23 protein-coding genes are annotated in these 26,077 nt (G+C 70.3%); 8 read left to right on the plus strand and 15 right to left on the minus strand.

The annotated features are described in order from the left end of the window. Window positions 1-2: 2 nt before the first annotated feature. Window positions 3-704 (plus strand): uracil-DNA glycosylase, encoded by a 702-nt coding sequence (locus ABD169_RS06160; RefSeq protein ID WP_046456551.1) that lies wholly within the window; start codon window positions 3-5, stop codon window positions 702-704. A 13-nt stretch (window positions 705-717) separates the two neighbouring features. Here ABD169_RS06160 and solA read toward each other — a convergent pair whose 3' ends face one another. The 5 genes from solA to ABD169_RS06185 all read right to left on the minus strand — a co-directional run bounded on the left by solA (window position 718) and on the right by ABD169_RS06185 (window position 6,766). Further along, window positions 718-1,899: an N-methyl-L-tryptophan oxidase gene (gene solA, locus ABD169_RS06165; RefSeq protein WP_344030601.1), complete on the minus strand. Its 1,182-nt coding sequence runs from the start codon at window positions 1,897-1,899 to the stop codon at window positions 718-720. A 52-nt stretch (window positions 1,900-1,951) separates the two neighbouring features. Then, window positions 1,952-3,082, minus strand: coding sequence for a tyramine oxidase subunit B (locus ABD169_RS06170; protein WP_344030604.1), 1,131 nt, complete (start codon window positions 3,080-3,082; stop codon window positions 1,952-1,954). A 149-nt stretch (window positions 3,083-3,231) separates the two neighbouring features. Beyond that, a complete protein-coding gene (locus ABD169_RS06175) occupies window positions 3,232-3,771 on the minus strand; it encodes a TetR/AcrR family transcriptional regulator (RefSeq protein WP_344030607.1) in 540 nt (179 codons plus the stop codon). A 100-nt stretch (window positions 3,772-3,871) separates the two neighbouring features. Further along, window positions 3,872-5,407: an APC family permease gene (locus ABD169_RS06180; RefSeq protein ID WP_344030610.1), complete on the minus strand. Its 1,536-nt coding sequence runs from the start codon at window positions 5,405-5,407 to the stop codon at window positions 3,872-3,874. Window positions 5,408-5,608: 201 nt separating this feature from the next. Then, entirely contained in the window at window positions 5,609-6,766 is a 1,158-nt protein-coding gene (locus tag ABD169_RS06185) for a DmpA family aminopeptidase (RefSeq protein ID WP_344030613.1), read from the minus strand. Between the two features lie 115 nt (window positions 6,767-6,881). On the opposite strand from ABD169_RS06185, the gene ABD169_RS06190 reads away from it, so the two are divergent. Together ABD169_RS06190 and ABD169_RS06195 are read left to right on the plus strand one after the other, a co-directional pair. Further along, window positions 6,882-8,414, plus strand: coding sequence for an APC family permease (locus ABD169_RS06190; protein WP_344030617.1), 1,533 nt, complete (start codon window positions 6,882-6,884; stop codon window positions 8,412-8,414). A 9-nt stretch (window positions 8,415-8,423) separates the two neighbouring features. Then, window positions 8,424-9,047, plus strand: a complete 624-nt coding sequence (locus tag ABD169_RS06195) for a hypothetical protein (protein WP_344030620.1) — start codon at window positions 8,424-8,426, stop codon at window positions 9,045-9,047. An 88-nt stretch (window positions 9,048-9,135) separates the two neighbouring features. On the opposite strand, the gene hpaD is transcribed toward ABD169_RS06195, so the two are convergent. The 6 genes from hpaD to hpaH form a co-directional block, all read right to left on the minus strand. Then, a complete protein-coding gene (hpaD, locus tag ABD169_RS06200; RefSeq protein WP_046456544.1) occupies window positions 9,136-10,278 on the minus strand; it encodes a 3,4-dihydroxyphenylacetate 2,3-dioxygenase in 1,143 nt (380 codons plus the stop codon). 115 nt (window positions 10,279-10,393) lie between these two features. Next, on the minus strand, window positions 10,394-11,890 hold the full coding sequence (gene hpaE / locus ABD169_RS06205; RefSeq protein WP_344030623.1) for a 5-carboxymethyl-2-hydroxymuconate semialdehyde dehydrogenase: 1,497 nt from the start codon (window positions 11,888-11,890) through the stop codon (window positions 10,394-10,396). Then, entirely contained in the window at window positions 11,887-12,561 is a 675-nt protein-coding gene (locus ABD169_RS06210) for a GntR family transcriptional regulator (RefSeq protein WP_344030626.1), read from the minus strand. Before ABD169_RS06210 ends, hpaE begins: the two co-directional genes overlap by 4 nt. 1 nt (window position 12,562) lies before the next feature. Then, complete coding sequence (locus tag ABD169_RS06215; RefSeq protein ID WP_344030629.1) at window positions 12,563-14,059, minus strand: fumarylacetoacetate hydrolase family protein; 1,497 nt, start codon at window positions 14,057-14,059, stop codon at window positions 12,563-12,565. A gap of 87 nt (window positions 14,060-14,146) precedes the next feature. Beyond that, window positions 14,147-14,956, minus strand: coding sequence for an HpcH/HpaI aldolase family protein (locus ABD169_RS06220; RefSeq protein ID WP_046456540.1), 810 nt, complete (start codon window positions 14,954-14,956; stop codon window positions 14,147-14,149). Continuing rightward, window positions 14,941-15,726, minus strand: coding sequence for a 2-oxo-hept-4-ene-1,7-dioate hydratase (gene hpaH / locus ABD169_RS06225; RefSeq protein ID WP_046456539.1), 786 nt, complete (start codon window positions 15,724-15,726; stop codon window positions 14,941-14,943). The genes ABD169_RS06220 and hpaH overlap by 16 nt, the downstream gene beginning before the upstream one ends. A 274-nt stretch (window positions 15,727-16,000) precedes the next feature. Here hpaH and ABD169_RS06230 point away from each other — a divergent pair, with 274 nt between their 5' ends. From ABD169_RS06230 to ABD169_RS06250, 5 genes are all read left to right on the plus strand, one after another. Then, a complete protein-coding gene (locus ABD169_RS06230; protein WP_052961543.1) occupies window positions 16,001-17,533 on the plus strand; it encodes an ABC transporter substrate-binding protein in 1,533 nt (510 codons plus the stop codon). 97 nt (window positions 17,534-17,630) lie between these two features. Beyond that, window positions 17,631-18,560, plus strand: a complete 930-nt coding sequence (locus tag ABD169_RS06235) for an ABC transporter permease (RefSeq protein WP_344030634.1) — start codon at window positions 17,631-17,633, stop codon at window positions 18,558-18,560. Next, window positions 18,557-20,440 carry a dipeptide/oligopeptide/nickel ABC transporter permease/ATP-binding protein gene (locus tag ABD169_RS06240; protein WP_344030637.1) on the plus strand — a complete coding sequence of 628 codons (1,884 nt, stop codon included), beginning with the start codon at window positions 18,557-18,559 and terminating at the stop codon, window positions 20,438-20,440. Before ABD169_RS06235 ends, ABD169_RS06240 begins: the two co-directional genes overlap by 4 nt. Then, window positions 20,437-21,273, plus strand: a complete 837-nt coding sequence (locus tag ABD169_RS06245) for an ABC transporter ATP-binding protein (RefSeq protein ID WP_344030640.1) — start codon at window positions 20,437-20,439, stop codon at window positions 21,271-21,273. The genes ABD169_RS06240 and ABD169_RS06245 overlap by 4 nt, the downstream gene beginning before the upstream one ends. 38 nt (window positions 21,274-21,311) lie before the next feature. Continuing rightward, complete coding sequence (locus ABD169_RS06250; RefSeq protein ID WP_344030643.1) at window positions 21,312-21,752, plus strand: MepB family protein; 441 nt, start codon at window positions 21,312-21,314, stop codon at window positions 21,750-21,752. A 55-nt stretch (window positions 21,753-21,807) separates the two neighbouring features. Here the strand turns inward: ABD169_RS06250 and ABD169_RS06255 are convergent, their stop codons facing one another. Genes ABD169_RS06255 through ABD169_RS06270 form a run of 4 tightly spaced genes read right to left on the minus strand, consistent with a single transcriptional unit; the run spans window position 21,808 to window position 26,076 of the window. Further along, complete coding sequence (locus tag ABD169_RS06255; protein WP_344030646.1) at window positions 21,808-23,061, minus strand: multidrug effflux MFS transporter; 1,254 nt, start codon at window positions 23,059-23,061, stop codon at window positions 21,808-21,810. Further along, window positions 23,058-24,065 carry an alpha/beta hydrolase fold domain-containing protein gene (locus tag ABD169_RS06260; protein ID WP_344030649.1) on the minus strand — a complete coding sequence of 336 codons (1,008 nt, stop codon included), beginning with the start codon at window positions 24,063-24,065 and terminating at the stop codon, window positions 23,058-23,060. The genes ABD169_RS06255 and ABD169_RS06260 overlap by 4 nt, the downstream gene beginning before the upstream one ends. Then, window positions 24,062-25,105 (minus strand): alpha/beta hydrolase, encoded by a 1,044-nt coding sequence (locus ABD169_RS06265; protein WP_344030652.1) that lies wholly within the window; start codon window positions 25,103-25,105, stop codon window positions 24,062-24,064. The genes ABD169_RS06260 and ABD169_RS06265 overlap by 4 nt, the downstream gene beginning before the upstream one ends. Window positions 25,106-25,107: 2 nt before the next feature. Beyond that, on the minus strand, window positions 25,108-26,076 hold the full coding sequence (locus tag ABD169_RS06270; protein ID WP_344030654.1) for an aldo/keto reductase: 969 nt from the start codon (window positions 26,074-26,076) through the stop codon (window positions 25,108-25,110). Between the last annotated feature and the right edge of the window lies 1 nt (window position 26,077).

A 26,077-nucleotide genomic window follows, 5' to 3' on the forward strand; every position in this document is an offset into this window, starting at 1 on the left:
ACATGGCCATGAACCTCGCGGAGCTCGCCGACAACGGCTACCTGGCGCGCGACTGGGCCGAGGCCCTCGAACCGATGGGCGACCGCCTCGCGGAGCTCGGACGGTTCCTCAACGCGGAGCGCTCGGACGGGCAGCAGGTGCTGCCCGCGGGCGACCGGATCCTGTCGGCCTTCCAGCGGCCGCTCGCCGACGTGCGCGTGCTCATCGTCGGGCAGGACCCCTACCCGACGCCCGGGCACCCGATCGGGCTCTCCTTCGCGACGGCGCCCGACGTCCGGCCGATCCCGCGCAGCCTGCAGAACATCTACAAGGAGATGCGCGAGGACCTCGGTATCGAGCCCGCGCCCCACGGAGATCTCTCGGCCTGGGCCGACCACGGGGTCATGCTGCTGAACCGGGTGCTGACCGTGCGCGCCGGCACCCCGGCGTCGCACCGCGGCAAGGGGTGGGAAGCCTTCACCGAGCACGCGATCCGCGCGCTCGTCGCCCGAGGCGGTCCGCTCGTCGCGATCCTCTGGGGCAACGACGCTCGCTCGCTCGGCCCGATGCTCGGCGACGTGCCGCGGATCGAGAGCCCGCACCCGTCGCCGCTGTCGGCGTCGCGCGGCTTCTTCGGCTCGAAGCCGTTCAGCCGTGCGAACGCGGCGCTCGAAGCGCAGGGCGCCGCGCCCGTCGACTGGCGGGTGGATCCGGCCGCCGGTTGAGCCGGCGCGCTCGCTAGTGCCCGCCGCCCGTGTAGGCGCCGAGCACCGCGAGCCGCTCCAGGTGCGACGCGAGCGCGAAGCGCGGATCGATACCCGCGTCGGCCGGCGACGAACCGGTCGCGAGCGCGGCCGCGAACTCGCCGAGGCGCGGCGAGAACTTGAAGCCGTGGCCCGACAGGCCGGCGATCGTCACCACGCGTCCGCTCGCGTTCACGTCGACGACCGGCAGGCGATCGGGCGTGTAGGCGCAGTGGTGCACGCTCTGACGCACCGGCTCGGGGTTGATGCCGTCGAACAGTTCGGCGGCCCGCTGCCCGATCTTGATGAGCTCCTCGCGGGTGTGCGACGTCGGCACCTCGGAGGGGTCGCGGAACACGGGCCACTCGGGGTTCGTGCACGCCTTGAACGCGTAGCCGTCGAAGCTCGGAGCGCCGAAGAAGTGCACGGGGCCCGAATCGCGCAGGAACGCCGGGAACCGCTCGGGCGCGAACGCATCGGGGTCGCGCGGCATGAACCAGGTGAGCCCCAGCACCTGCAGGCGCAGCAGGTCGTGCAGCTCGGGCGAGAGGCGCCCCGACCACGATCCGGACGCCACCACGACGGTGTCGGCCAGCCAGGATCCCTGGGTGGTGCGCACGACCACGCCGTCCGCGCGCTCCTCGATCCCGAGCACGGCGGTGTTGAAGAGCAGGCGCGCGCCGTTCCGCTCGGCGATGTCGAGGGCGCTCATCACGGCGACCTCGGGGCGGAGCCCGCCGCCGTGCGCGTCGAGCAGGCCGATGTCGCCGTCCTGGACGAGGTGCTGGGGGTACTCGCGACGCAGCTCCTCGGTCGTGAGGGTGCGGTGCGGGATCCCGAACTCCTGCACCGTGCCCAGCGCGGTGACGAGATCGGGGAAGCCCTCGGGTGCGATGCTCAGGCAGCCGGCCTCCAGGTAGATGCTGCGGCCCGACTCGCGTTCGAGTTCGCGCCACAGATCGCGCGAGCGCTGGATCATCCCGACGTAGGTGCCGCCCTCGTGCACCGCGGTGCGGAACACGCGGGATTCGCCCGCGTAGGAGCCGTGCGAGTGCACGCGCCCGTACTGCTCGATGCCGACGACATCGATGCCCTCGCGCTTGCTCAGCTGCCACAGGGCCATCGAGCCCACCGTGCCCGCGCCGATGACGACGACGTTGGTCTTCTGCAGGTCCATTCGTTCCTTCTTCTCTGCTGCTCGGGTCGCTGTTCGGTTCGTCCGGCCGGGCTCAGGCGAGCGCGGGCTCGTCCCAGAGCTTCAGCTTCGTGCCGATGCCGCGCTCGACCGCGTTGCGGTACACGCGGGTGGCCCATGCGACGTCCTCGACCGGCATGCCGCCGACCGAGTAGATGAAGATCTCGTCGTCGTTCGTGCGGCCAGGGGTGTCGCCGTCGATGATCTCGCCGAGGTCCTCGAACTGTTCGGGAGTCATGCGTCCGTCACGCACGCGGTCGACGAGGTGCATGCCCCAGATGCCGACGACGTCGTGGGCGTTGCCCGGGATCTCGGACGCCCAGGCCTGGTAGATGCTCCTCGCGTCGGCGACGTGCCGGGCCTTGCGAACGAGCGACTCCTCGACGCCGAGGTGCGCCGAGCAGAGCACGAGCGCGCCGGGCTTCACCCAGGCCTCCTCGACGGTGGGGTAGTTCTCGGTGCCGGAGGGGCTGGGGATCGCGATGCTGACGATGTCGCAGTCCTCGACCGCGCCCCGCAGCGAGTCCACCTGCTCGATGGTGGTGAGCTGCGGGAACTGCTGCTGCGCCCAGGCGATGTAGGCGTCGATGCTGCCCTGGCTGCGACCGAATACGCGGATCGTGTCGATCCCGGGGCGCACTGCGATGAGGGCTTCGAGCGAGGTGCGGTTCATCGGGCCGGGGCCCGCGATTCCGACGACGTGCGCGTCCTCGCGGGCGAGGTGACGGGCGCCGATGCCCGGGATCGCGCCGGTGCGGTAGGCGCTGAGGAGGTTCGCCGACATGTGCGCGAGCGGGGCGCCCGTGTCCTTGTCGTTGAGGGTGAACATGAGGATCGAGCGGGGGAGGCCGAGCTTGCGGTTCTCGGTGTTGGAGCCGTACCACTTGCAGCCGGCCATCTGGAAGCTGCCGCCGAGGTATGCGGGCATCGCCATGAAGCGGCGGTCGGGGCCGTCGAGGGGCATCCCCGCGAAGGGCGACTCCTTGGGGAAGTAGATCTGGGCGCCGTGCAGGTCGTTCTCGATGCCGGCCATGCGGTAGTCGCCGCGCTTGAACTCGACGAGCATCTCGCTCATGGTGTCGACGCACGAGGCCATGTCGGTCACGCCGGCGGCGATCATGTCGGGTTCCGACAGGTAGAGGAATTCGATGGCGGTGTTCGGCACGGCGGTGTGTCCCTTCGGGTCTGGTCTCGATGTCCCGCCGGGCGGTGCCCGAGCGGCGACGGAGGCGCTTCAGCCTAAGACTATCCAATTGGATAGTCAAGGGTGCGCGTGCGGATTCGGGCTGGGAATCCGAGGGATCCGGCTGCGGCTCAGCGCCGCGCGGCGTCGGCGATCAGCGCGCGGATCCGGCTCAGCGCCGCACCGGCGTTCTCGGGCAGCACCAGCTGCTTGAAGACGATGCCGTCGAGCGCGAACCAGATCAGTTCGGCGAGCTCGGGATCCTCGACGCCGAGCCGCGCCAGTTGGCGCGTGATCGCGTCGTGGTAGGCGCCGTAGTGGCGCTCCGCGAGCGAGCGAAGCTCGGGGCGCCTGCGCGACTCGAGCAAGAGCTCGTACTGGAACGACTGGATCTCGCTGTCGCGGTCGGCCAGCGACTCGATGCCGGCGGCGAACGCGTCGACGGTGAGGCCGCTCTCGAGCATGTTCGAGCCGCGCAGGCTCTCGTCGATCGCGAACTCCATGGCCTCGGCGATGAGTTGATCGCGGCTGCCGAAGTGGTGCCGGACCAGGCCGTGCGACACCCCCGCCTCGGCCGCGACGGCGCGATAGGTGAGCGCGCGCAGGCCGCCCGAGGCGACCACCACGATGGTGGCGTGCAGCAGGGCGGTGCGGCCGGAGGCATCGTTCATGCGTTCGAGCGTAGCGGTGGCGCGACGTCATCCGGCTCGAGGGACGAGCCGCAGGATCCTGCGGCTCGTCCCTCGAGCCGGATGATGAGGGGCGCGGAGCTCAGCGCTCGTCGACGACGCCGATGAGCTCGGTGCCGTAGGCGCCCGGCTCGGTGCCGTGGCCGATCTGCCGGTAGATCTCGGGCTTGCGACGCCGGAGAGAGAGACCCCAGACGACGCCGACGATGCCGGCCAGGACCACGATGATCGGGAGCACGTACGTGCCGAACGTGGGCTCCTTCTGCCCGAGCTGCACGTGGAAGTTCGCGATGATCATGACGAACACCCAGGCGAGCAGGAGGCCAGAGACGAGCGGCGCCACGATCGTCGTCCACGCGCCGAGCCCGCGGCGATCCCTGCGGAAGAATCCGATGACCGCGGCCGCGATGACCGCCATGAGGAGCACGAGGCCCATGGCGCCCGTGTTGGTGAGCCAGGTGAACATGGTGAGCACCGGGTAGAGGAAGCTCTGCTCGCCGAGCGCCGCGGCACCGCCGAACACCTCGCCCGAGAAGATGAAGCCGATCGTGACGACGAGCGCGATGACGGTCTGCGCGACCGAGCCGGCCCACGGAGCGCCGTGCTTCGAGGTTCCCGCGAACCAGGTGGGCAGCACGCCCTCGCGGCCGAGCGAGAAGAAGTAGCGGGCGACCGCGTTGTGGAACGACTGCAGCGAGGCGAAGAGGCTCGTGAGGAACAGGATGTTCATGATGTCGACGAAGATCACGCTGACGTGGCTGTTCATGAACACGAACATCAGGTCGGGGCCCGATTCCTGCGACTTCGCGACGATGTTCGACGGGCCGATGCCGACCGAGAACGCCCACGCGCTGAACGCGTAGAAGAGACCGATGATCGCGACGGCGGCGTAGGTCGCCCGCGGCACGGTACGCTTCGGGTCCTTCGCCTCCTCGCCGTAGATCGCGGCGCCCTCGAAGCCCATGAACGCCGCGACGCCGAAGACGAGCACGATGCCGAGCGAGGGGCCGAAGAGCTCCGCCGGGTTCAACGTGGTCGCGGTGACGCCCTCGGGCGCGACAGCGAGCGAGACGACGTCGAACACGATCACGACGAGGAACTCGAGGGCGACGAGCACGCCGAGCACCTTCGCCGAGAAGTCGATGCGGTTCACGCCGAGCACGCCGACGACCACGATGCAGAGCAGGATCCACAGCCACCAGGGCGACGAGAATCCGAACTTGGCCTCGAGGAACATCGAGAGCTGGAAGCCGAAGAGGCCGTACACGCCGATCTGCATCGCGTTGTACGAGACGAGCGCGATGAGCGAGGCGCCGACGCCGATCGGGCGGCCGAGGCCCTGCGAGATGTAGGCGTAGAACGCGCCCGCGTTGGTGATGTAGCGGCCCATGGCGGTGTAGCCGACCGCGAACACGGTGAGGATCACCGCGATCACGACGAAGCCGAGCGGGACGCCGAGGGAGCCGGTTACCGCGAAGGAAGTGGTGACGCCGCCCGCGACCACGGTGAGCGGTGCGGACGCGGCGATGATCATCAGCGTGATCGACGGGACGCCGAGCGTCCGGCGGCTGAGCCCCGGATCGTGCGTCGCCGGGGCGTCGGTGGTTGAAGCGGTCATGAGCAGGTCATCCTTCCCGCGCGCAGCGTCTTCGTCGCGCGCCGGCGTCGTCGCCGATGAGGTTCGAGTGCCCCCGAGTCTAGGAAGGGCGCGAAGGCAGGGCCTGGTCGCTGCGCGCACAGGCCATGTCCGAAAGCGCTCAGCTTCAAGTAATCCGGTTCCCGGCCGTCCGACGGTGCTCCGCGGGGCGGCCGGAGCGGCTCAGGCGCTCGCCGCGAACGCCGCGCGCACCTCGTCGTGGGGCAGGGCGAAGCTCTCGTGCCCGTCTCGCCCGACGGTGTCCTCGGCGGCCGCCAGCGCGTTGAGCACGGCCTCCTCGGTCGCCTCGACGACGGCCGTGTAGAAGGGGTCGATCCGCCCCCAGGCGAGGTGCGAGAGATGCTCGACGTCGGGGCCCTCGGTGCTCATGCGCGAGCCGAGGGCCCCCGCGTTCGCCGTCGAGAACGCGAGGAAGATGTCGCCCGAGAAGTGGCTGCCCGTGGTGCCGGTGCGCGCGAGACCGAGCGGGACCCGGCGCGCGAGCGCCGCGCACTGGTCCGGGAGGAGCGGGGCGTCGGTCGCGACGATCGCGATGACGCTGCCCGCGCCGGCGACCGCGCGGGCGCCGGGGCCGGCCTCGCGCTCGAACCAGCCGCTCGTCTCCATCGGGTTCGGCGCCTGCGAGTCCCGGCCGAGCGGGCGGCCCGCGACGCGGAGCTCCGAGCGGCTGCCGAAGTTCGCCTGCAGCAGCACGCCGACCGTCCAGCGCCGATCGCAGATCCGCACCACGCGCGAGGCGGTGCCGGTGCCGCCTTTGAAGCCGTAGCAGTTCATGCCCGTCCCGCCGCCGACGTTGCCCTCGGCGACCGGGCCGCCGCTCGCCGCGTCGAGCGCCGCCGTCGCGTGCTCGGGGCGCACGTGCTCCGCGTTGATCGAGTTGAGGTAGCCGTCCCAGGTCTCGCCGACGACGGGGAGCATCCACGCCGCGGCGCTGCCCGGGTGGTGCTCGGCCATCCAGCGATCGATCCCGGAGTGCACGGCGCCGACGGAGTGCGAGTTGGTGATCCCGATCGGGGTCTGGAACTGGCCGGACTCCTCGATCCAGCTGCGGCCGGTGAGCTCGCCGTTGCCGTTGAGCACCGCGACACCCGCCGCGCAGGGGAGGCCCGCGTGCTCGCGCCCGCGGGGGAGGATCGCCGTCACCCCGGTGCGGGCGGGCGCCGGTCCGTCGGACACGATCGTGCTGAAGCCGACCTCGAGGCCGGGAACGTCGGTGATCGCGTTCCATCGGCCGGGTTCGCCGTCGAACGGGACGCCCAGGTCCCGTGCGCGGATCGCGATGCCGGCTTGCTCGTCAGCGCTGAGCGAGTCTTCAAACATTGTTCAATCCTATCGTTTGTGTTTACACTACCCAAAGGATTCACGAATCGGAAAAGTTCTGATCAACGTTCAGCAACTCGCGGATCTCGCAGCATCGGACAAAGGAGTCGCCCTCATGACCGCCTCAACATCGCACTCGTCGCAGGCCCCGGAGGCGGGGTCGGGCGGGCGTCTCGCGACCGGCCGCCTCGGCACGTGGGACATCGTGTTCTTCGTGATCTCGGCGGCCGCGCCCCTCACCGTGATCGCCAGCGGCGCGATCACCTCGTTCCGCATGGGCGGCATCGGCGCACCCGGCGCGATCCTCTTCTGCGCGGTCGTGCTCATCTTCTTCGCGCTCGGCTTCACCGCCATGTCGAAGAGCGTGCGCAACGCGGGCGCCTTCTACGCCTACGTCTCGCGCGGGCTCGGAAAGCCGTTCGGTCTCGGCGTCTCCTCCGTCACGGTCTTCGCCTACATCTCGCTCGTGATCTCGTTCTACGGGTTCATCGGCTTCTTCGCGCAGTTCACCTTCAAGGAGCTGCTGCACATCGACCTGCCCTGGGGCGTCTGGTCGCTCATCGCCGTCGCGATCGTCGCGTTCCTCGGCTACCGCAAGATCGACGTCGGGGCGAAGGTGCTCGCGGTGCTGCTCACGCTCGAGGTCGCGATCCTGCTCGTGCTCGCCTTCGCGGCGATGGCGAACGGCGGCCCCGAGCCGTGGAGCCTCGCCTCGTTCGAACCGAAGAACGTGTTCTTCGCCACCGGCGCGGGCGCGCTGTTCGTGATGGGCTTCGGCGCCTACCTCGGGTTCGAGAGCACCGCCATCTACGCCGAGGAGGCGAAGCAGCCGGAGCGCACCGTGCCGCGCGCCACCATCATCGCGGTCGCGTTCCTCGGGGTCTTCTACGCCTTCACCTTCTGGATCCTCACCGTCGCATTCGGGGCGAACGGCGTCGTCGAGATGGCGCGCAGCGACGCGTTCGAGACGATGGTGATCGAGGGCACCGGCAACCTGGCCGGGGCGTGGGCGGCGTTCGTCATGAAGATCCTCATCGTCACGAGCTTCTTCGCCTGCGTGCTGTCGTTCCACAACGCCTGCACCCGCTACCTGTTCTCGCTCGGTCGCGAGGGGCTGCTGCCGCGCGTGCTCGGCCGCACCAGCCGCAGCACCCAGTCGCCCGCCGTGGCGAGCCTGACCCTGAGCGCGTTCTCGGCGCTCGGCGTGCTCATTGCCATCGTGCTGAACGCCGACCCGTTCCTCGGCCTCGCGCTCTGGACCTACGCGACCGGCGTGCAGGGACTCGTGTTCGCTCAGGCGGTGACCGCCATCGCCGTCGTCTGGTACTTCGTGAAGGACCGCCGCGGGCACAGCGTCTGGCGGGTGACCGTCGCGCCGATCCTCGGGGCGATCGGGCTCGTCGTCGGATTCATCCTGATCGCCACGAACTTCGACGTGGTCACGAGCCTCGAAGGGCCGATCAACCAGATCCTCCTGCTGCCCACCCCCATCCTCTTCATCGGCGGGATCATCGTCGCGCTCGTGCTGAAGGCCCGCAAGCCCGACTACTACGCCGGGCTCACCGAGTCGGTGCGCGTCGTGCCGGTCGACGAGGTCGCGGAGTCCGCAGGTGAGCGCGATTCCATCGGGGCCCGCTCCGAGCAATAGGCTGGGCCTGTGAATGCGACCGCGCGACGACGCCATGAACGACGGGATGAGATCATCCGCGCGTTCTGGCGCGTCGCGCGGTCGCGGCCGCGTCGCGCGATCAACGTGCGGGCGGTCGCGGCCGAGGCCGAGATGAGCCCGGCCAACGTGCTGCACTATTTCTCGACGCTCGACGAACTGCAGATGACCGCGGTCGCGGGCGCTCGCGAGGAGTTCGTCGAGCAGCGCAGACGCGTGCTCGACCTGCCGGTCACCGCGACCGAGCGCATCTACGCCATGATCGAGGCCGGTGTGCCCGACACCATCAGCGACGAGCTGCGCCAGGTGTACGAGAGCGTGGCGATCCTCGCCGAGCACTCCAAGTACATCGCCGAGCACCGCGCCCTCAACGAGCGCCAGGTGATGCTCTACCGCACCCTCGTCGAGATCGGCGCGGGCGTCGGGGAGTTCGAGCTCGCCTCGCCCCCGGGGACCATCGCCCGCAACCTCGTCGCGCTCGAGGACGCCTACGACCTCTACCCGCTCATCGGCGACCTGACGCCGCGCGAGGAGTGCCGGGAGGCGGTGCGGAGCTACGCCGAGCTCGCGCTGGGGATCCCGCCCGAGCGGCGTCCCGGATACGTCGCGGACTGAGGCCGTCGGTCGTCGCTCGCAGTTCGCGCGCGCACGCGGAAGGGGCCGGGACGCAGATGCGTCCCGGCCCCTTCCGCGTGCGCCGGGCCTACAGCGTGTTGCCGAGCTTGAAGCCCTTCTCGCCCTCGTCGTCGCGGGTGTACGAGAACCCGTCGGCGCCGATGGTCACTGCCATCTCGCTGTCGTCGGTGCGGGCGACGACGGGCTGCGGGTTGCCGTCGAGGTCGAGCACGAGCGAGGCGTCGGTGTACCACGAGGGCACGACCGGGTTGCCCCACCAGTCACGGCGCTGGTTGTCGTGCACGTCCCAGGTGACGACCGGGTTGTCGGGATCGCCCGTGTAGTAGTCCTGGGTGTAGACCTCGACGCGGTGGCCGTCGGGATCGCGCAGGTACAGGTAGAACGCGTTCGAGACGCCGTGGCGGCCCGGGCCGCGCTCGATGCTGTCCGACTTGCGCAGGGCGCCGAGCTTGTCGCAGATCGCGAGGATGTTGTGCTTCTCGTGCGTCGCGAAGCAGACGTGGTGCATGCGGGGGCCGTCGCCGCCCGTCATCGCGGTGTCGTGCACGGTCGGCTTGCGGCGCATCCACGCGGCGTAGACGGTGCCCTCGTTGTCCTGGATGTCCTCGGTGACGCGGAAGCCGAGGTTCTGCATGAACCCGACGGCGCGCGGCACGTCGGGCGTGACCTGGTTGAAGTGGTCGAGGCGCACGAGCTCACCGGGGATGTGCAGATCGTAGCGCCACGACATCCGCTCGGTGTGCTCGGTCTGGTAGAAGAACTCGTAGGGGAAGCCCAGCGGATCGACGACGCGGACCGAGTCGCCGATGCCCTTCACGAAGCCGTCCGGGTTGCGGCGGACCTCGCAGCCGAGCTCCTCGTAGAAGGCGACGGCCTTGTCGAGGTCCTCGGGGGTGCGCACGCGGTACGAGAACGCGGCGACCGCTGCGACCGGGCCCTTGCGCAGCACCAGGTTGTGGTGGATGAACTCCTCGGTCGAGCGGAGGTAGATCGCCTCGTCGTCCTCGGTGGTGACGTAGAGGCCGAGCACGTCGACGTAGAACTCGCGCGACGCGGCGAGGTCGGTGACGATGAGCTCCATGTAGGCGCAGCGCAGGATGTCCGGTGCTTCGGACGTGGCGGTGGGGATCGGGTTGGCCGCCACGATGGGGGCCTCCTTGGTGACCCAGAAGCCCGCGGACTGCTTGTCTTCTTCGTTGAGTTTTGCCATGTTCGCTTCCTTGCGTGGTTCCCGTCATCCTGAGCGACGGAGGAGTCGCAGGATCTCGATGGATCCTGCGACTCGCTCCTCGCGCAGGATGACGAGGGCGGGGGATTGGATCGGATTACTTGCCCGCGCCGAAGCGGGGCGAGTGGGCCTCGTTGAGGGTGATCTGGATCGACTGCGCGGTGGTGTAGAAGTCCACCGAGCGGTAGCCGCCCTCGCGGCCGAGGCCCGAGGCCTTGACGCCGCCGAACGGGGTGCGCAGGTCGCGCACGTTGTTCGAGTTCAGCCACACCATGCCCGACTCGATGCCGTGCGCGAAGTTGTGCGCGCGCTTCAGGTTCGAGGTCCAGACGTAGGCCGCGAGGCCGTACTTGGTGTCGTTGGCGAGCTCCAGCGCCTCCTCGTCCGTGTCGAACGGGGTGATCGCGACGACGGGGCCGAAGATCTCCTCCTGGAAGATCCGGGCGTCGGGCTTCACATCGGCGAACACGGTCGGGGCGACGTAGTTGCCCTCGGGGAAGCCCTCGGGGCGTCCGCCGCCGGCGACGAGGCGGCCCTCGCTCTTGCCGATCTCGACGTAGCTCATGACCTTCTCGAAGTGCGACGGGTGCACGAGCGCGCCGACCTCGGTGGCCGGGTCGGAGGGCAGGCCGATCACGATGTTCTTCGCGCGCTCGGCGTAGCGGGCGACGAAGTCGTCGTAGATCGAGCGCTCGACGAGCACGCGGCTGCCGGCGGTGCAGCGCTCGCCGTTCAGGCTGAACACGCTGAACACGGTGGCGTCGAGCGCCTCCTCGAGGTCGGCGTCGGCGAAGACGACCGAGGGGCTCTTGCCGCCGAGCTCGAGGGACAGGCCCTTGAGGAACGGCGCCGCGTTGGTCGAGATCATCGCGCCGGTCGAGCTGTCGCCGGTGAAGGAGATCAGCGGGACGTCGGGGTGCTTGACGAGCGCGTCGCCCGCGACACCGCCGGAGCCGAGGATCAGGTTGAAGACGCCCTCGGGCACGCCGGCCTCGCGGAAGATCTCGGGCCACAGCGCCGCCGAGAGCGGGGTGTAGCTGGCCGGCTTCAGCACGACCGTGTTGCCGGTCGCGATGGCCGGGGCGAGCTTCCACGACTCCTGCATGAACGGGACGTTCCAGGGCGTGATGAGGCCCGCGACGCCCTTGGGTTTGCGGTTCACGTAGTTGATCTGGCGACCCGGCACCTTGGTGACGTTGTCGTGCTCGGCGACGATGAGGTCGGCGAAGAACCGGAAGTTCTCGGCCGCGCGGCGGGCCTGGCCCTTCGCCTGGGTGATCGGGAGGCCCGAGTCCCAGCTCTCGAGGAGCGCGAGCTGCTCGTCGCGGGACTCGACGATGTCGGCCACCCGGTGCAGGATCCGCGAGCGCTCGCGGGGGAGCATCTTGGGCCAGGGGCCCTCGTCGAAGGCGCGCTTCGCCGCCGCGACGGCGCGGTCGACGTCGGCCTTGCCCGCCGAGGCGGCGGTGATGTAGACCTCGTTCGACACGGGCTCGATGACGTCGAACGTCGCGCCGTCCTGGGCGTCGACGAACTCGCCGTCGATGAAGAGCTGGATCTTCTCGGGGAGCCCCTCGGGCTTCTGGTGGGTCATGCGGTCTTCCTCCTCTGATGGGTGAGTTGGTCCTGGTGCGCCAGCACTGCGTCGAGCGTGGCGAGTCGGTGATTGCGGGCGGCGAGCTCGATCTCGAGCGGCGACGCCCCGTCCTCGATGAGGTCGAGCAGCCGTTCGTGCTCGTCGACCGATGCCGCCGCGCGGTCGGGGACGAAGCTGAACGACGAGTTCCGCAGCACCTTCATGCGGTTCCAGCCGCGGTGCACGAGGTCGAGGATGTGCGGGTTCGGGCAGCTCTCGAACAGCACGGAGTGGAGTTCGAGGTTGAGATCGGTGAACGCCTGCGGGTCGAAGCGGGTCAGGGTCTCGCGCATCTGCGCGTTGATCCTGCGCGCCCGGGCGATCTGATCGGCCGAGACGGTGGGCGCGGCCAGCGCGGTCGCGGATCCCTCGACGAGCGCGAGCGTCTGCATCGTGTGCAGGTACTCGGTCTCCTTGATGAGGGAGACCTGCGCACCGACGTTCGCCTCGAACGTGACGAAGCCCTCGGCCTCGAGGCGGCGGATCGCCTCGCGCACGGGCACCACCGACATGCCGAGCTCGGTCGCGATGGGCGAGAGCACCAGGCGGTAGCCGGGCACGTACTGCCCGCTCTCGATGCGCTCGCGGATCAGGCGGTACGCCTGCTCGCTCTTGGGGACGACGGCCATGTCAGGCCCCGGTCTCGTTCGCGGCGCGCGAGGCGTCGTACTTCGCCCGCCACTCGGCGTTCATGGGGAACAGGCCGTCGACGGGCGCGCCGGCGGCGACCTGCTCGGCGACCCACGCGTCGGCCTCCTCCTGGGCCGCGGCCTCGGCCGCGACCTCGGCGAGCAGGAACGGCGGGATCACGATGACGCCGTCGCGGTCGCCCATGATGATGTCGCCGGGCTGCACCGCTGCACCGCCGCAGGCGACGGTGACGTCGACCTCCCACGGCACGTGGCGTCGGCCGAGCACGCTCGGGTGTGCGCCCTGCGAGAAGACGGGGATGTCGAACTCCTGCACGGCGGCGAAGTCGCGCACGCCGCCGTCGGTCACGATGCCGGCGGCGCCGCGCACCTGGGCGCGCAGCGCGAGCACGTCGCCGACCGTCCCGGTGCTCGGGATCCCGCGGGCCTCGACCACGAGCACCTCGCCGGCCTCGACCGTGTCGAAGGCGCGCTTCTGGGCGTTGAAGCCGCCGCCGAATTCCTTGAACAGGTCGGGGCGGAACGGGATGAAGCGGAGGGTCTTGGCGGTTCCGAGGATCCGGTCGCCCTCGTGGTTCGGGTGCACGCCGTCGATGAAGATGTCGACGTAGCCGCGCTTGCGCAGGGCCGCCGAGACCGTGGCGACGGCGACGCCGTCGAGCTGCGCGCGGATCTCGTCGGTCAGGGGACCCGCCGAGGGGCCGTCGAGCGGGGTCGCGCGGCCGGCCGCGACGGCCGCCGCGTGCGCGGCCTCGTCGCCCCAGGCCTCGACGCGCTGCAGGTCGTCGATCCTCGGGCGGTTGCCGAAGTCGCCGAACGCGGTGGTGCCCTGGGTGACGGTCGTGACGAGGCGCCCGGTGGTGGGAGCTCCGGGCGCGTTCGGCGCATCGACCTCGACCTCGACGACGTCGCCGGGGACCACGACGGAGGAGCCGGCGGGCGTACCCGTGAGGATCACGTCGCCGGTCTCGAGGGTCATGTGCTGCGACAGGTCGGCGACGAGCTGGCCGAAGGGGAACTTGAGCGTGTCGCTCGTGTCGTCCTGCACGAGCGCGCCGTTGACCCAGGTGCGCACGCGCCAGGAGTCCTGGTCGATGCCGGCGGTCGGGATCGCGGCCGGGCCGATCGGGGTGAACCCGTCGCCGCCCTTGTTGCGCACGTTCGAACCCTTGTCGGCGGCGCGGAGGTCGTAGAGCCCGAAGTCGTTCGCCGCGGTGATCTGCGCGACGTGCTTCCAGCCGTCCTCGGGGGAGACCCAGCGGGCGGGCTCGCCGATGACGAGGGCGATCTCGCCCTCGAAGGCGAGCAGCTCGGTGCCGGCGGGACGCTCGATGGTGCCGCCCGTGGGGGCGAGCGACGAGGCGGGCTTGAAGAAGTAGGAGGGGAACGCGGGCGTGCGACCGCGCTGCGCGATCCTCGACGGGTAGTTGAGGTGCACGGCGATGATCTTGCCGGGGGTGTCGATTCCGTAGGTCATGGTGTCTCGCTCACTTCGTTGTATCTCAAATCATATACGATCTTGCGGGCTTCGGGAAGAGGGCGTTCCTCGCCCGGTCACCGGAGCTCAGTAGCTCGAGCGCTCGCCGCCGGCGACACCCGCGAAACGATCGACGAGCGCCTCGGTCTGCCGCGCGAGGATCGCGACATCGGCGCCGACCGCGACGAAGCTCGCGCCCGCCGCGATGTAGCGCTCCGCGTCGGCGGGGACGAACGCGTTGACGCCGACGGGCGTGCCCGCGGCGCGGCCCGCTTCGATGGAGCGCAGCACGGCGTCGACGACCTCGGGGTGGCTCTGCTGGCCGAGGTGGCCCATCGACGCGGCGAGGTCGGACGGGCCGACGAAGAGCGCGTCGACGCCGTCGACGGCCGCAATGCGCTCGACGTCCTGCACCGCCGCGGCGGATTCGATCTGCACGGTGAGGCTGATGGTCTCGCTCGCGCGGCCGAGGTAGCCGTCGACCCGGTTCCAGCGTGCCGAACGCGCGAGCGCCGATCCGACGCCGCGGACCCCGCCGAGCGGGTAGCGCGCGGCGCGCACGATCTGCTCGGCCTGCTCGGCGGAGTCGACCATCGGGATCAGGAGGTTCTGCGCGCCGAGGTCGAGGAACTGCTTGATGAGCACGGTGTCGCCGAACGGCGGGCGCACGAGCGGGGTCGCCGGGTAGGCCGACATGGCGTGCAGCTGGGCGAGCACCGATTCGAGACCGTTGGGGGAGTGCTCGGCGTCGAGGAGCACCCAGTCGCAGCCGGAGCCCGCGACGATCTCGGCGGTGACGGGGCTGCCGGCGCAAGTCCAGAGGCCGATGAGCGCGCGCCCGTCGGCCTCGGCGAGGCGGTCCCGGAACGTCGGGGGGAGGGTCAGAGGAACCGGCATGTCACCGACCCCAGTCCCTGGTACTCGGCGTGCACGGTGTCGCCGCGCTCCACCCACATGGGCTTCGTGAAGGATCCGGCGAGCACGATCTCGCCGGCCTCGAGCGACTGCCCGTGCTGCGCGAGCTTGTTCGCGAGCCAGGCGATCCCCATGGCGGGGTGGCCGAGCACGGCACCGGCGACGCCCGAGTCCTCGATGGTCTCGTTGCGGTAGAGCAGAGCCGAGATCCAGCGCAGGTCGAGCTCGCCGACGGGCACCGGGCGGCCGCCGAGCACGATCGCGCCGGTGGAGGCGTTGTCGCTGATCGTGTCGACGATGGTGCGGCCCTCGAGCTCGATGTGCGCGTTGAGGATCTCGAGCGCGGGCACCACGTAGGCGGTCGCGTCGAGCACGTCGAAGATGGTGATGTTCGGGCCGACGAGCGGCTTCGCGAGCACGAAGGCGAGCTCGACCTCGATGCGCACGTTCGAGAACCGGTCGAACTCGACGACGGATCCGGATTCGATGACCATGTCGTCGAGGATCACGCCGTAGTCGGGTTCGGTGATGCCGGTCGCGAGCTGCATGACCTTGGAGGTGAGGCCGATCTTGTGGCCGACGAGGCGTCGGCCCGCGGCGATGCGGCGGTCGGTCCAGATCTTCTGGATCGCGTAGGAGTCCTCGATGGTCATGCCGGGGTAGCGCGTGGTGAGCTTCGGCACGATGGTGCGTTCGCGATCCGCGCGCACGAGTTCGTCTGCGATCGTCTCGATCTCTTCGGGGGTGAGCATTGAGCCTCCACTTCGTCGGGGTCGATCAGATCGTATACGATCCAGCCCGACCGGGGCCAGCGAGTCGGATTTTCGGCCGCTCGAACCGTTGCCGAAAATTGATCTCGCGACCGCTTGTGGTTTTTGTCAACGTTTGTAGAATGAAACGCGACGGCACACCGACGTGGCGTCCATCGCAGCCGGGGAACCTCGAGTTCCGGACAGGCGAGGTGGATACGCAGGCGGAGCCTCACCCCATACCTACCCGCATGTCCGAATACCGAGAGAAGTAGACATGATGAAGAAAACTCTGACGGGCGTCGCGGCGCTCGCAGCCGTCGCGCTCGCGCTCACCGGCTGCTCGTCCGACGGCTCCGGCGACGGCGGCAACGGTGCCGCGGCCGGTGCGAGCGTGCCGCTCAGCATCGGCAACTTCCTGGACGTCACCAACTGGGATCCCGCGAGCGCGGACCTCGGCTTCGACGGTCCCTATCTGTCCGCGGTCTACGACGCGCTCCTGACCACCAATGAGAAGGGCGAGCCGCAGCCGGGCATCGCCAAGAAGTGGGAGGTGTCGTCCGATTTCAAGACCGTCACCTTCGACATCCGCACCGACGCGAAGTTCTCGGACGGCACCAAGCTCGACGCGGCGGCCGCCGTGACGGGCCTCGAGCACCTGCAGAAGGGGCCGACCTCGCAGGAGGCCTACACGAACGTCGAGTCGATCGAGAAGACCGACGACCACACGATCGTCTTCCACATGAAGAAGCGCGACGACACGATGCTGTACCTCATGGGCCTCGGGCGCAGCTACCTCGCTTCGCCGAAGGCGATCTCCGGCGGCAAGCTCTCCGAGAAGCCCGTTGGTTCCGGTCCCTACACGCTGGGGGAGAACAGCACCCCGGGCAGCGAGTACGACTTCGACAAGGTGAAGGACCACTGGGACGCGAAGCAGTTCCCGTTCGACCCGCTGAAGATCACCCCGCTGAGCGACGGCACCGCCATGCTCAACGCGATGGAGGCCGGCCAGCTGAACCTCATCTACACCGATAAGACCGGCAGCGATGCCGCGAAGAAGAACGACTGGAACGTCGCCAAGGGCCTCTCGATGTGGGCCGGCCTGCAGTTCGCCGACCGCTCGGGCGCGATGGGTTCGCCGATCGGCAAGCTGAAGGTGCGCCAGGCGCTCAACTACGCCTTCGACACGCAGGCGATGCACACCTCCATCGCGCAGGGACAGGGCTACGTCACCAACCAGTTCTTCCCGGTCGACCAGACGGGCTACGTGAAGTCGCTCAACGATCGCTACAAGTACGACATCGCGAAGGCGAAGCAGCTGCTCGCCGAGGCCGGCTACCCGAACGGCTTCGAGATCAGCATGCCGATGGCACCGCCGTTCCAGCCCTACCAGGCGATCACCGAGCAGACCTTCAAACAGCTCGGCATCAAGGTGAAGTGGGACGCGACCGACTTCATGAGCTACATGGGCAAGGCCGGCAAGTATCCGATGTACATCGCGGTGATCGCGATGGACTCGAACCCGGTCGCGACCGTCGAGCGCCAGATCGCCAAGCCGCAGTGGTACAACCCGAACCCGGGCATCGACACCCTCGACGGCGTGCAGGCGCAGCTCGACAAGGTCTTCGCGGCCGCCCCCGGCGACGCGCAGAACACCGAGATCGAGAAGCTCAACGAGCTCGTCACCGACCAGGCCTACAACGCGGTCTGGGGCCAGAACGAGAACACCTACGTGAGCACGAAGGAATTCACCGTGAAGCCGGTCATCGGCCTCATGTTCCCGACGCTCCGGCAGATCTCGACCAAGTGACCCCCGCGGGTCGGGGCCGCCTCGGCGGTCCCGACCCGCGACCCCGCTTCCCCATCTCTTCTCATCGTTCGACCCGGGAGACCCGATGATCCCCTTCGTGCTCAAACGACTCCTCTTCGGAGTCGTGCTGCTGTTCGTGGTCGCGAGCGGCACCTTCTTCCTCGCGCACGCCGCGATCCCGAACCCGGCGCTCGGGCTGCTCGGCAGCAACGCGACCCCGGACGCGGTGCAGGCGCTCACCGCGAAGATCGGAGCCGACCGCCCGATCCTGGTGCAGTACCAGGAGTGGCTCGTCCACCTGTTCCAGGGCGACTTCGGCACCTCCTGGAAGAACGGCCTGCCGATCGGCAAGACCCTCGGGATCCGGTTCCCGATCACCCTGTCGCTGGTGATCGCCTCGGTCGCCCTCTCGGCCGTGCTCGGCGCGGTGCTCGGCACCGCCGCGGGCCTGCGACCCCACAGCTGGATCGACAAGGCCGTCAAGGCGGGCTCCGTGATCCTGTTCGCGCTGCCCGGCTTCTGGGTCGCGGTCGCGCTCGTCATGCTCTTCGCGGTGCAGCTCAAGTGGTTCCCGGCCATCGGCTACGTCTCGCCGTCGGAATCGCTGCAGGGCTGGCTCCGATCCATCACCCTGCCCGCCGTCTCGCTCGCGCTCGGCGCGATCGTCATGATCGCCGAGCAGCTGCGCAACGGCATCATCCACGCGGACTCGCAGGACTACGCCCGCACCCTGCGCAGTCGCGGGCTCCCGTTCTGGCGCGTCGCCCTGCACCTGCTGCGCAACTCGGCGCCGGCCTCGCTCACCGTCCTCGCGCTCATGTTCGTCGGGCTGCTCTCGGGCGCGATCATCGTCGAGCAGATCTTCGGCATCAAGGGCCTCGGCGAGCTGACCCAGTCGGCCTCGCAGAACGGCGACATCCCGACCCTGCTCGGGGTGACGGTGCTCACCGTCGTCTTCGTCGTCATCGTCAACCTCCTGCTCGACATCGTGCTCGGCTGGATCAACCCCAAGGTGCGTGTGAAATGACCACTTCCGCAGGCCCCATCCTCGACGCGACGACGGTCGACGCGGTCGACACCCGCGGCGGCGACCGCGGATCCGTCTTCGTGCGGCTGCTCCGCCGCCCCGCCGGCCTCGTCTCGCTCGCGGTCCTCGCGCTCATCCTGCTCGTCGCGATCCTCGCTCCGTGGATCTCGCCGCACGATCCCAACGAGGTGATCCTGTCGCAGGCGCGGGCCCTGCCGACCTGGGCGCACCCGCTCGGCGGCGACAACACCGGCCGCGACGTGCTGAGCCGCCTCATCTGGGGCACCCAGATCACGCTGTGGGGCGCGTTCGTCTCGATCCTGACGTCGCTCGTGCTGGGCGTCCCCTCGGGCCTCGCCGCCGGCTACTTCGGCGGCGCGACCGATCGCATCGGCACCTGGATCAGCGACGCGCTGCAGTCGGTGCCCGGCATGATCATCCTGCTGATCGTCGGCGCGAACACGGGCAACGACCTCACCATCCTCATGGTCACCGTCGGCGTGTTCATGGCCCCCGGCTACTTCCGCCTCACGCGCTCCACCGTGCTCGCCGTGCGCGGCGAGATGTACGTCGACGCGGCGCGCGTCGCGGGCCTCACCGACCTGCGCATCATGTCGCGCCACGTGATCCGCCAGGTGATCGCACCGATCGTGATCCAGTCGGCGCTCACCGCCGGTATGGCGATGGGCATGCAGGCCGGCCTGCAGTTCCTCGGCATCGGCGGCGGCACGACCCCCGGCTGGGGCGCCGCGATGAACGAGGGCTTCCAGGTGATGCGCACCGCGCCGCTCCTGCTGCTCTGGCCGTCCATCGCGCTCGGCGTCGCGATCGCCGCGTTCGCGGTGCTCGGATCGACCCTCGGCGACGTGATCAACTCGAAGCAGCCGGTGCTGTCGCGCAAGCAGCGCCGCGCGGTCGAGGCGACGAACGCCGCGAACCGCGCCGCGCCGAAGTCCACCACGACCGGATCCATCTCGGTCGCCGCCGTCGACTCGGCCGTGCGGCTCGAGAACCTGCGGGTGAACTACGAGACCGCGGCGGGCGAGGTCGAGGTGGTGCACGGCATCACCCTCGACGTCGCCCCGGGCGAGGTGCTCGGCATCGTCGGCGAATCCGGATCGGGCAAGTCCCAGACCGTGTTCTCGATGCTCGACCTGCTGCCGAAGTCCGGCTACTACACGGCCGACGCGATCTGGATCGGCGGCGAGGACGTGACCACGCTGTCGCGCAAGGACCGCGCCCGCCTGCTCGGCTCCGAGATCGGGTACATCCCGCAGGAGCCCATGACGAACCTCGATCCCTCGTACACGATCGGCGCGCAGCTCACCGAGCCGCTGCGCGCGGTGCACGGCATGAGTCGCGCCGAAGCCCGCGAGCGCGCGTTCGCGATGCTCGAACGGGTCGGGATCGTCGATCCGGTCCGCGTGATGAAGTCGTACCCGCACGAGCTGTCGGGCGGCATGGCGCAGCGCGTGCTCATCGCCGGTGCGATCGCGGGCAAGCCGTCCGTGCTCGTCGCCGATGAACCGACCACGGCGCTCGACGTGACCGTGCAGGCCGAGGTGCTCGAACTGCTGCGCGAACTGCAGCAGGAGTACCAGATGGCGCTCGTGATCGTCACCCACAACTTCGGCGTCGTCGCCGATATCTGCGACCGCGTCGTCGTGATGCGCTCCGGATCGATCGTCGAGATCGACGACGTCGGACCGATCTTCGCCGACGCGGAGAACCCCTACACCCGCGAGCTCATCGCCGCATCGCTCGACGGGGCGGCCAGCCGTGTCGAGCTCGACCGTGAAGCCGCGCTCGCGAGCGCCGGGGCTCCGGGAGGCGGAGCCGCGCTCGCCGCGCGCGTGAAGACCGAGGAGGCCGGAGCATGACCGCAACGACCCCGCTGCTGCGGGCCGAGAACGTGATCGTCGAGTACGGCTCGAAGCGGCGCCCGAACCGGGTGCTGCACGAGGTCTCGCTCGAGGTCGGCCCGGGCGAGTGCGTCGGCCTCGTCGGCGAGTCCGGTTCGGGCAAGTCGACGCTCGGCAAGGCGATCCTGGGCCTCGTGCCGGTCGCCGGTGGGCGCATCGAGTTCGACGGCCGCGACATCACGCACCTCAAGGGGCGCGGGCGGCGCGAGCTCGCCTCCGACATCCAGGTGGTGTTCCAGGATCCCTACGGCTCGCTGAACCCCATGATGACGGTGGGCGAGATCCTCTCCGAACCGCTCTCGGCGGCCGGAGCCACTCGGGCGGAAGCGCTGCGGACCGTCGGCGAGATGCTCGAACGCGTCAACCTGCCCGCGAACGTGGTCGACCGCTATCCGAGCGAGTTCTCGGGCGGCCAGCGGCAGCGCATCGCGATCGCCCGCGCCCTCGTGCGCCGGCCCCGGCTGATCATCTGCGACGAGCCCGTCAGCGCGCTCGACCTCACGACCCAGGCGACCGTGCTCGACCTGCTCATCGACCTGCAGCGCGAGACCGGGGTGTCGTACCTCTTCGTGTCGCACGACCTCGGCGTCGTGCGCCGCATCTGCCACCGCGTCGCCGTGATGTACCGCGGCAACCTGGTCGAGATCGGTGACGGCGAGCAGGTCACCCGGGACCCGCAGCACCCGTACAGCAGGCGGCTGCTGGCCGCGTCGCCCGTCGCCGATCCGGTGCTCCAGGCCGAGCGCCGCGGGGAGTGGCTCGCGCTCCGCGAGGACGCCGTCGCGTCGTAGGGTCCGGTGGGGGCGCCGGGCGCGCTAGCGTGGATCGCATGGAGTTCCGCGCCTTCTCCGAGTACGCCGTGGCCGTCGGACGACCCGAAGCGGTCGATACCGCGCGGCCCGAGGCGCAGAACAGCGACTACGAGTCCGGGGTCGCGGAGGTCGACGGCGAGACCTGGCACCTGCGCACCGCGCGGACCACGCCCACCAAGCCCGGAGCGTTCCTCGCGTTCTGGCGCCGGGACGAGACCGGCGGGACTGCGCCCTTCGCCGCCGACGCGGTCAGTGCCGGGCTGATCGTGTTCGTCGAGCAGGCGGGCCGCCGGGGCGCGTTCCGCTTCACCGCCGAGCACCTGGCCGCGCTCGGGATCACCGCCGGACCGCGCGCGGGCAAGCGCGGCTTCCGCGTGTACCCGAGCTGGTGCGACGGTCTCAATGCGAGCGCGACGGCGACGCAGCGCGCCCAGGCGTCCGCCTTCCGCGAGTACTGAGCCCGTCGGGGCGGCGACGAACGCCGCCCCGTCGGGCTCAGCAAGGCCGGGTCGGTCAGCCCCGAACGGGCCTGCCGAACTCCGGGGGCGCGATCCGGCGCACGAAGAGCACGCCGATGAGGGCGGCGGTGCCGGAACCCGCGAGCACGGTCGCGGCCATCGTCAGCGCCGAGGTGCCGAAGAGCGCCGAGACGACCGGGACGAGCAGCGCGCCGACCGTGAACATCGAGGTGCCGAGCAGCGCCGAGGCCGTGCCCGCGTGACGACCGTGGCCGCTGAGCGCGAGCGTGGTGCCGTTGGGGCCGCCGAGCCCGATCGCGCAGAGGAACAGCGCCAGCAGCACGAGATACACGGGTGCGGGCAGTCCGAGCAGCGTCGCCGCGAGGAGCGCCGCGCCCACGAGGCCGGTGCCGATCTGCCCGGTGAGGTACACGCGGGTCGGACCGAGCCGGCCGACGAGCAGCCGGCTGATCTGGGACCCGGCCAGGTTCGCGAGCGCGTTCACGGCGAACAGCAGGCTGAAGATCTGCGGGGTGATCCCGAACTCGTCCTGCAGCACGAAGCTCGACATCGACAGGTACGAGAAGAACGACAGCCCGCCGAGGCAGGACGCCGAGAGGATCGCGGTGAAGAGCGGATCGCGCAGCACCTCCGACATGTGGGAGGCCGTCCCCCCGACGAACCCGTCGGAGTGCCGTCGCTCGGGCGGGAGCGTCTCGCGGAGCCCGAGGACGGCGACCGCGAGCAGCGCGACGCCGATCCCTCCGAGCACGAAGAAGATGCCGCGCCAGTCCATGAACCGGGCGAGCTGTCCGCCGAGCACGGGCGCGACGATCGGGGTGCTGGCGGTGACGATCGCGAGCATCGAGAGCATGCGCGAGAGCGCGACCCCCTGGAACAGGTCGCGGGCGACCGCGAGGCTGATCACGACCCCCGCCGAGCCGGCGAGCCCCTGGAGGAACCGCGCGACGAGCAGCAGCTCGATACTGGGCGCGATCGCGCAGAGCACCGACAGCAGGGCGAAGCAGGCGACGCCGATGGCGAGCGGGCGCTTGCGCCCGAAGCGGTCCGAGAGCGGGCCCGCGACGAGCTGCCCGAGCCCGAGCCCGATCATGCACACCGACATGGTCGCCTGGGCGAGCGCGTCGGAGGTCTGCAGCTGAGCGGCGAGCTGCGGCAGCTGCGGCATGTACACGTCCATCGACAGCGGCCCGAAGGCCTCCAGCGCCCCGAGCACGAGGGTGAGGCGCAGGAGGCCCATCGGCCGCTTCGCTCCGGCTCGCGGGGCGGCCGCGGTCGTCGCGCTCACGGTGCGAGCACCCGGCGCCACCAGCTGTCGCGCGCCGCATCGGCGGCCTGCGAGACGACGGCGTCGGGCGAGAACCCGCTGAAGCCGTGGTACCCGCCCGCCCAGACGTGCAGCTCGGCGCTGCCGCCGGCCGCCCAGATGCGGCTCGCATAGGACACGGCCTCGTCGCGGAACACCTCGGCGGCTCCGACCTCGATGAACGCGGGCGCGAGACCGGCGAGATCGGTCGCGCGCGCGGGCGCCCGGTACGGGTGCACGTGCTCGGTGCCGCGATCGGCGCCGAGCATCGCGTCCCAGCCGGTGTCGTTGTTGTTGCGGTCCCACGCGCCGATGCCGTCGTACTGCCAGGCCGAGACCGTGTCGTTGCGGTCGTCGATCATGGGAGCCCCGACCAGCTGGCCCGCGAGAGCGATCCCGCGGTCGCGCGCCATGAACGAAACGGCCGCGGCGAGCCCGCCCCCGGCCGATGCGCCGGTCACGACGATCCGAGCGGGATCGCCGCCGAGCTTGGCCGCGTGCGCGACGATCCAGGCGAGCGCCGCGAAGCAGTCCTCGGCCTGGGCGGGAGCGGGGTGCTCCGGCGCGAGCCGGTACTCGACGCCGACGCCGATCGCGCCGTAGCGCTCGGCGAGGTCGACGAGCTCGGAGGTCTCGAAGAAGCGGGTGCCGAGCACGTAGCCGCCGCCGTGGATCCCGAGCACGATCGGGCGGGGGCCATCGAACGCGCCGGCGGGACGCACGATGGTGATCTCGACCTCGGGCGCCCCCTCGGGACCGGGGATCGCCCGATCCTCACTCGTCACGGCGCGACCCTCGACCTGCGCCCCCATTGGCGGGATGATGGTCGCGAAGTGCGCGCGGTTCTCCAGGATCGTGTGCGCGCGGAGCGGGATCCGCTCGACGAGGTCGAGGAAGAACGCGAGGCCGGGTTCGAGCGCGGGATCGTAGGGCACGGGCGTCGGGCGCGGATCCGGCGGCGTCGCGCGGTAGGGCGCGCCGCTCACGAGACGGCCCCGTCGGAACCGGCGGCGCCGAGCACGCGCGCGAGCCAGGAGTCCCGAGCGGCGAGCGCCGCGCGGGTGAGCTCGCTGTCTGGCGCGTACACGTCGAAGCCGTGGAACCCGCCCGACCAGACGTGCAGTTCGGCCTCGCCGCCCGCGGCCCAGATCCGGGTCGCGAACGCCGTGTCCTCGTCACGGAACATCTCGGCCGATCCGACCTCGATGAACGCGGGCGGAAGGCCCGAGAGATCGGTCTCGCGAGCGGGCGCTGCCGCGGCGGGCGCGGCGTCCGAGTAGGCGAGCTCCTCGCCGAGGACGAGCCGCCACGCGAGCAGGTTCGCGTCGCGGGTCCAGGTGCCGATCCCGTCGTACTGCAGCGACGAGACGGTGCGGTTGGTGTTGTCGAGCATGGGGCAGAGCAGCAGCTGGCCGGCGATGGCCGGACCCCGGCGCTCGCGGGCGAGCAGCGCGACGGCGGCCGCGAAGCCGCCCCCGGCGCTGCCGCCCATCACGATCAGGCGATCCGGATCGCCGCCGAGCTCGGCGGCGCGCTCGGCGACCCAGACCGTCGCCGCGTAGTTGTCCTCGACACCGGCGGGGAACGGGTGCTCCGGCGCGAGTCGGTACTCGACGTTCACGCCGATCGCGCCGTGCGTCTCGACGAGGTCGACGAGACGGCCGTGCTCCCAGCTGCGATGCCCGACGATCATGCCGCCGCCGTGGAAGTTGATGAGGATCGGCAGCGGCCCGGCCGACGGCCCGGTCGGGTGGAACACGGTGATCTCGAGATCCGGGGAGCCCTCGGGGCCGGGGATCACGAGCTCCTCGGCCGAGACGGTGCGGCCGGCGACCGCGCCCGCACCGTCGGGGAAGCCCGGCCCGAAGGCGGTTCCTCCGTCGCGCAGGTTCTCCTCGGTCAGCGGCGGCATCGGGTTCGCGGCCATCGCATCGACGAGCGGCTGCAGTTCGGCTGCGAAGGGGACGGGAGCGACGCCGGGGGCACCGTGCGCCACCGGTGCTGCTGGTGCTGCGGGCACGGTCATGCTCACGGTCCTTCCGGATCGACGACGTCGCGGTCGGCCCAGAACGGGGTGACACGCTCGCGGATCGTCTCGGCGCCGATGCGGCCGAGCAGTTCGAGGCTGCCGAGGTTCGCCTCGAGCTGGGCGACGCTCGACGCCCCGAACAGGGTCGTGGCGGTCGCGGGGTGGGTCAGGGTGAACGCGATGGCGAGCTGCGCCGGGGTCGCTCCGAGCTCCTCGGCGAGGGCGACGAACCCGGGGACGTCGTCGATGATCCGTTGCCGGATCCCGCCCGGATCGCGCCCGACCTCGCGGTCGGTCGTGATCTTGCCCGCGAGATAGCCGCCCTCCATCACGTCGGACGCCTGCATCGAGAGCCCCTGCTCCCAGAGCTTCGCGAACGGCGCCCCGTCGGGGATCGAGCGGCGCGAGACGCTGTACTTGAGCTGCGCGATGGCGGGACCCTCGACGCCCTCCTCGGAGGCGATGTCGATGAGGCGCTGCACGTTGCCCGCCGACCAGTTGTTCACGCCCCAGGCGCGGATCAGGCCGGCGTCGCGCAGCGAGGCCAGGTTGAGCACGATGTCGCGCAGTTCGAGATCGTCGCGGCGCAGATCGCCGAGGATCACGAGGTCGGCGTTCGGGCTGTCGACGCGGAACAGCGCGGCCTCGAGCTGCGCCCGGAACCCGGTCGCCGCGTCCCACCCCTCGAGCCAGAGCTTCTCGGAGAGCAGGTACTCGTCGCGGGCGACGCCCGCGGCGCGGATCGCGGCGGAGAAGAGCACGTCGGTGAACGCCGGCGGGAACCCGGGGGCCGCATAGACGCCGACGTCGAACAGGGTGATGCCCCGGTCGATCGCGGTGCGCAGCAGGGCGACGGTGTCCTCGAAGTGCATGCGGTCGTAGACGTGCCACGAGCCGAGCGCGAAGACCGAGGTCTCGAGTTCGCTCGTGCCGATGCGGCGGCGGGGGACGGGGGATACGGAAGTCATG

The sequence above is a fragment of the Leucobacter iarius genome, from assembly GCF_039530105.1.
GTDB classification, from domain to species: domain Bacteria; phylum Actinomycetota; class Actinomycetes; order Actinomycetales; family Microbacteriaceae; genus Leucobacter; species Leucobacter iarius.

What these genes read in the sequence shown, in the direction of transcription:
- ABD169_RS06220 (WP_046456540.1), bottom strand. Translation starts at nt 14,956, where the DNA reads ATGCCGGTTCCTCTGACCCTCCCCCCGACGTTCCGGGACCGCCTCGCC.
- ABD169_RS06180 (WP_344030610.1), bottom strand. Translation starts at nt 5,407, where the DNA reads ATGACCGCTTCAACCACCGACGCCCCGGCGACGCACGATCCGGGGCTC.
- ABD169_RS06190 (WP_344030617.1), top strand. Translation starts at nt 6,882, where the DNA reads ATGACCGCCTCAACATCGCACTCGTCGCAGGCCCCGGAGGCGGGGTCG.
- solA (WP_344030601.1), bottom strand. Translation starts at nt 1,899, where the DNA reads ATGGACCTGCAGAAGACCAACGTCGTCGTCATCGGCGCGGGCACGGTG.
- ABD169_RS06265 (WP_344030652.1), bottom strand. Translation starts at nt 25,105, where the DNA reads ATGACCGTGCCCGCAGCACCAGCAGCACCGGTGGCGCACGGTGCCCCC.
- ABD169_RS06210 (WP_344030626.1), bottom strand. Translation starts at nt 12,561, where the DNA reads ATGGCCGTCGTCCCCAAGAGCGAGCAGGCGTACCGCCTGATCCGCGAG.
- ABD169_RS06160 (WP_046456551.1), top strand. Translation starts at nt 3, where the DNA reads ATGGCCATGAACCTCGCGGAGCTCGCCGACAACGGCTACCTGGCGCGC.
- ABD169_RS06175 (WP_344030607.1), bottom strand. Translation starts at nt 3,771, where the DNA reads ATGAACGATGCCTCCGGCCGCACCGCCCTGCTGCACGCCACCATCGTG.
- ABD169_RS06215 (WP_344030629.1), bottom strand. Translation starts at nt 14,059, where the DNA reads ATGACCTACGGAATCGACACCCCCGGCAAGATCATCGCCGTGCACCTC.
- ABD169_RS06245 (WP_344030640.1), top strand. Translation starts at nt 20,437, where the DNA reads ATGACCGCAACGACCCCGCTGCTGCGGGCCGAGAACGTGATCGTCGAG.
- ABD169_RS06230 (WP_052961543.1), top strand. Translation starts at nt 16,001, where the DNA reads ATGATGAAGAAAACTCTGACGGGCGTCGCGGCGCTCGCAGCCGTCGCG.
- ABD169_RS06185 (WP_344030613.1), bottom strand. Translation starts at nt 6,766, where the DNA reads ATGTTTGAAGACTCGCTCAGCGCTGACGAGCAAGCCGGCATCGCGATC.
- ABD169_RS06240 (WP_344030637.1), top strand. Translation starts at nt 18,557, where the DNA reads ATGACCACTTCCGCAGGCCCCATCCTCGACGCGACGACGGTCGACGCG.
- ABD169_RS06250 (WP_344030643.1), top strand. Translation starts at nt 21,312, where the DNA reads ATGGAGTTCCGCGCCTTCTCCGAGTACGCCGTGGCCGTCGGACGACCC.
- hpaE (WP_344030623.1), bottom strand. Translation starts at nt 11,890, where the DNA reads ATGACCCACCAGAAGCCCGAGGGGCTCCCCGAGAAGATCCAGCTCTTC.
- hpaD (WP_046456544.1), bottom strand. Translation starts at nt 10,278, where the DNA reads ATGGCAAAACTCAACGAAGAAGACAAGCAGTCCGCGGGCTTCTGGGTC.
- hpaH (WP_046456539.1), bottom strand. Translation starts at nt 15,726, where the DNA reads ATGCTCACCCCCGAAGAGATCGAGACGATCGCAGACGAACTCGTGCGC.
- ABD169_RS06270 (WP_344030654.1), bottom strand. Translation starts at nt 26,076, where the DNA reads ATGACTTCCGTATCCCCCGTCCCCCGCCGCCGCATCGGCACGAGCGAA.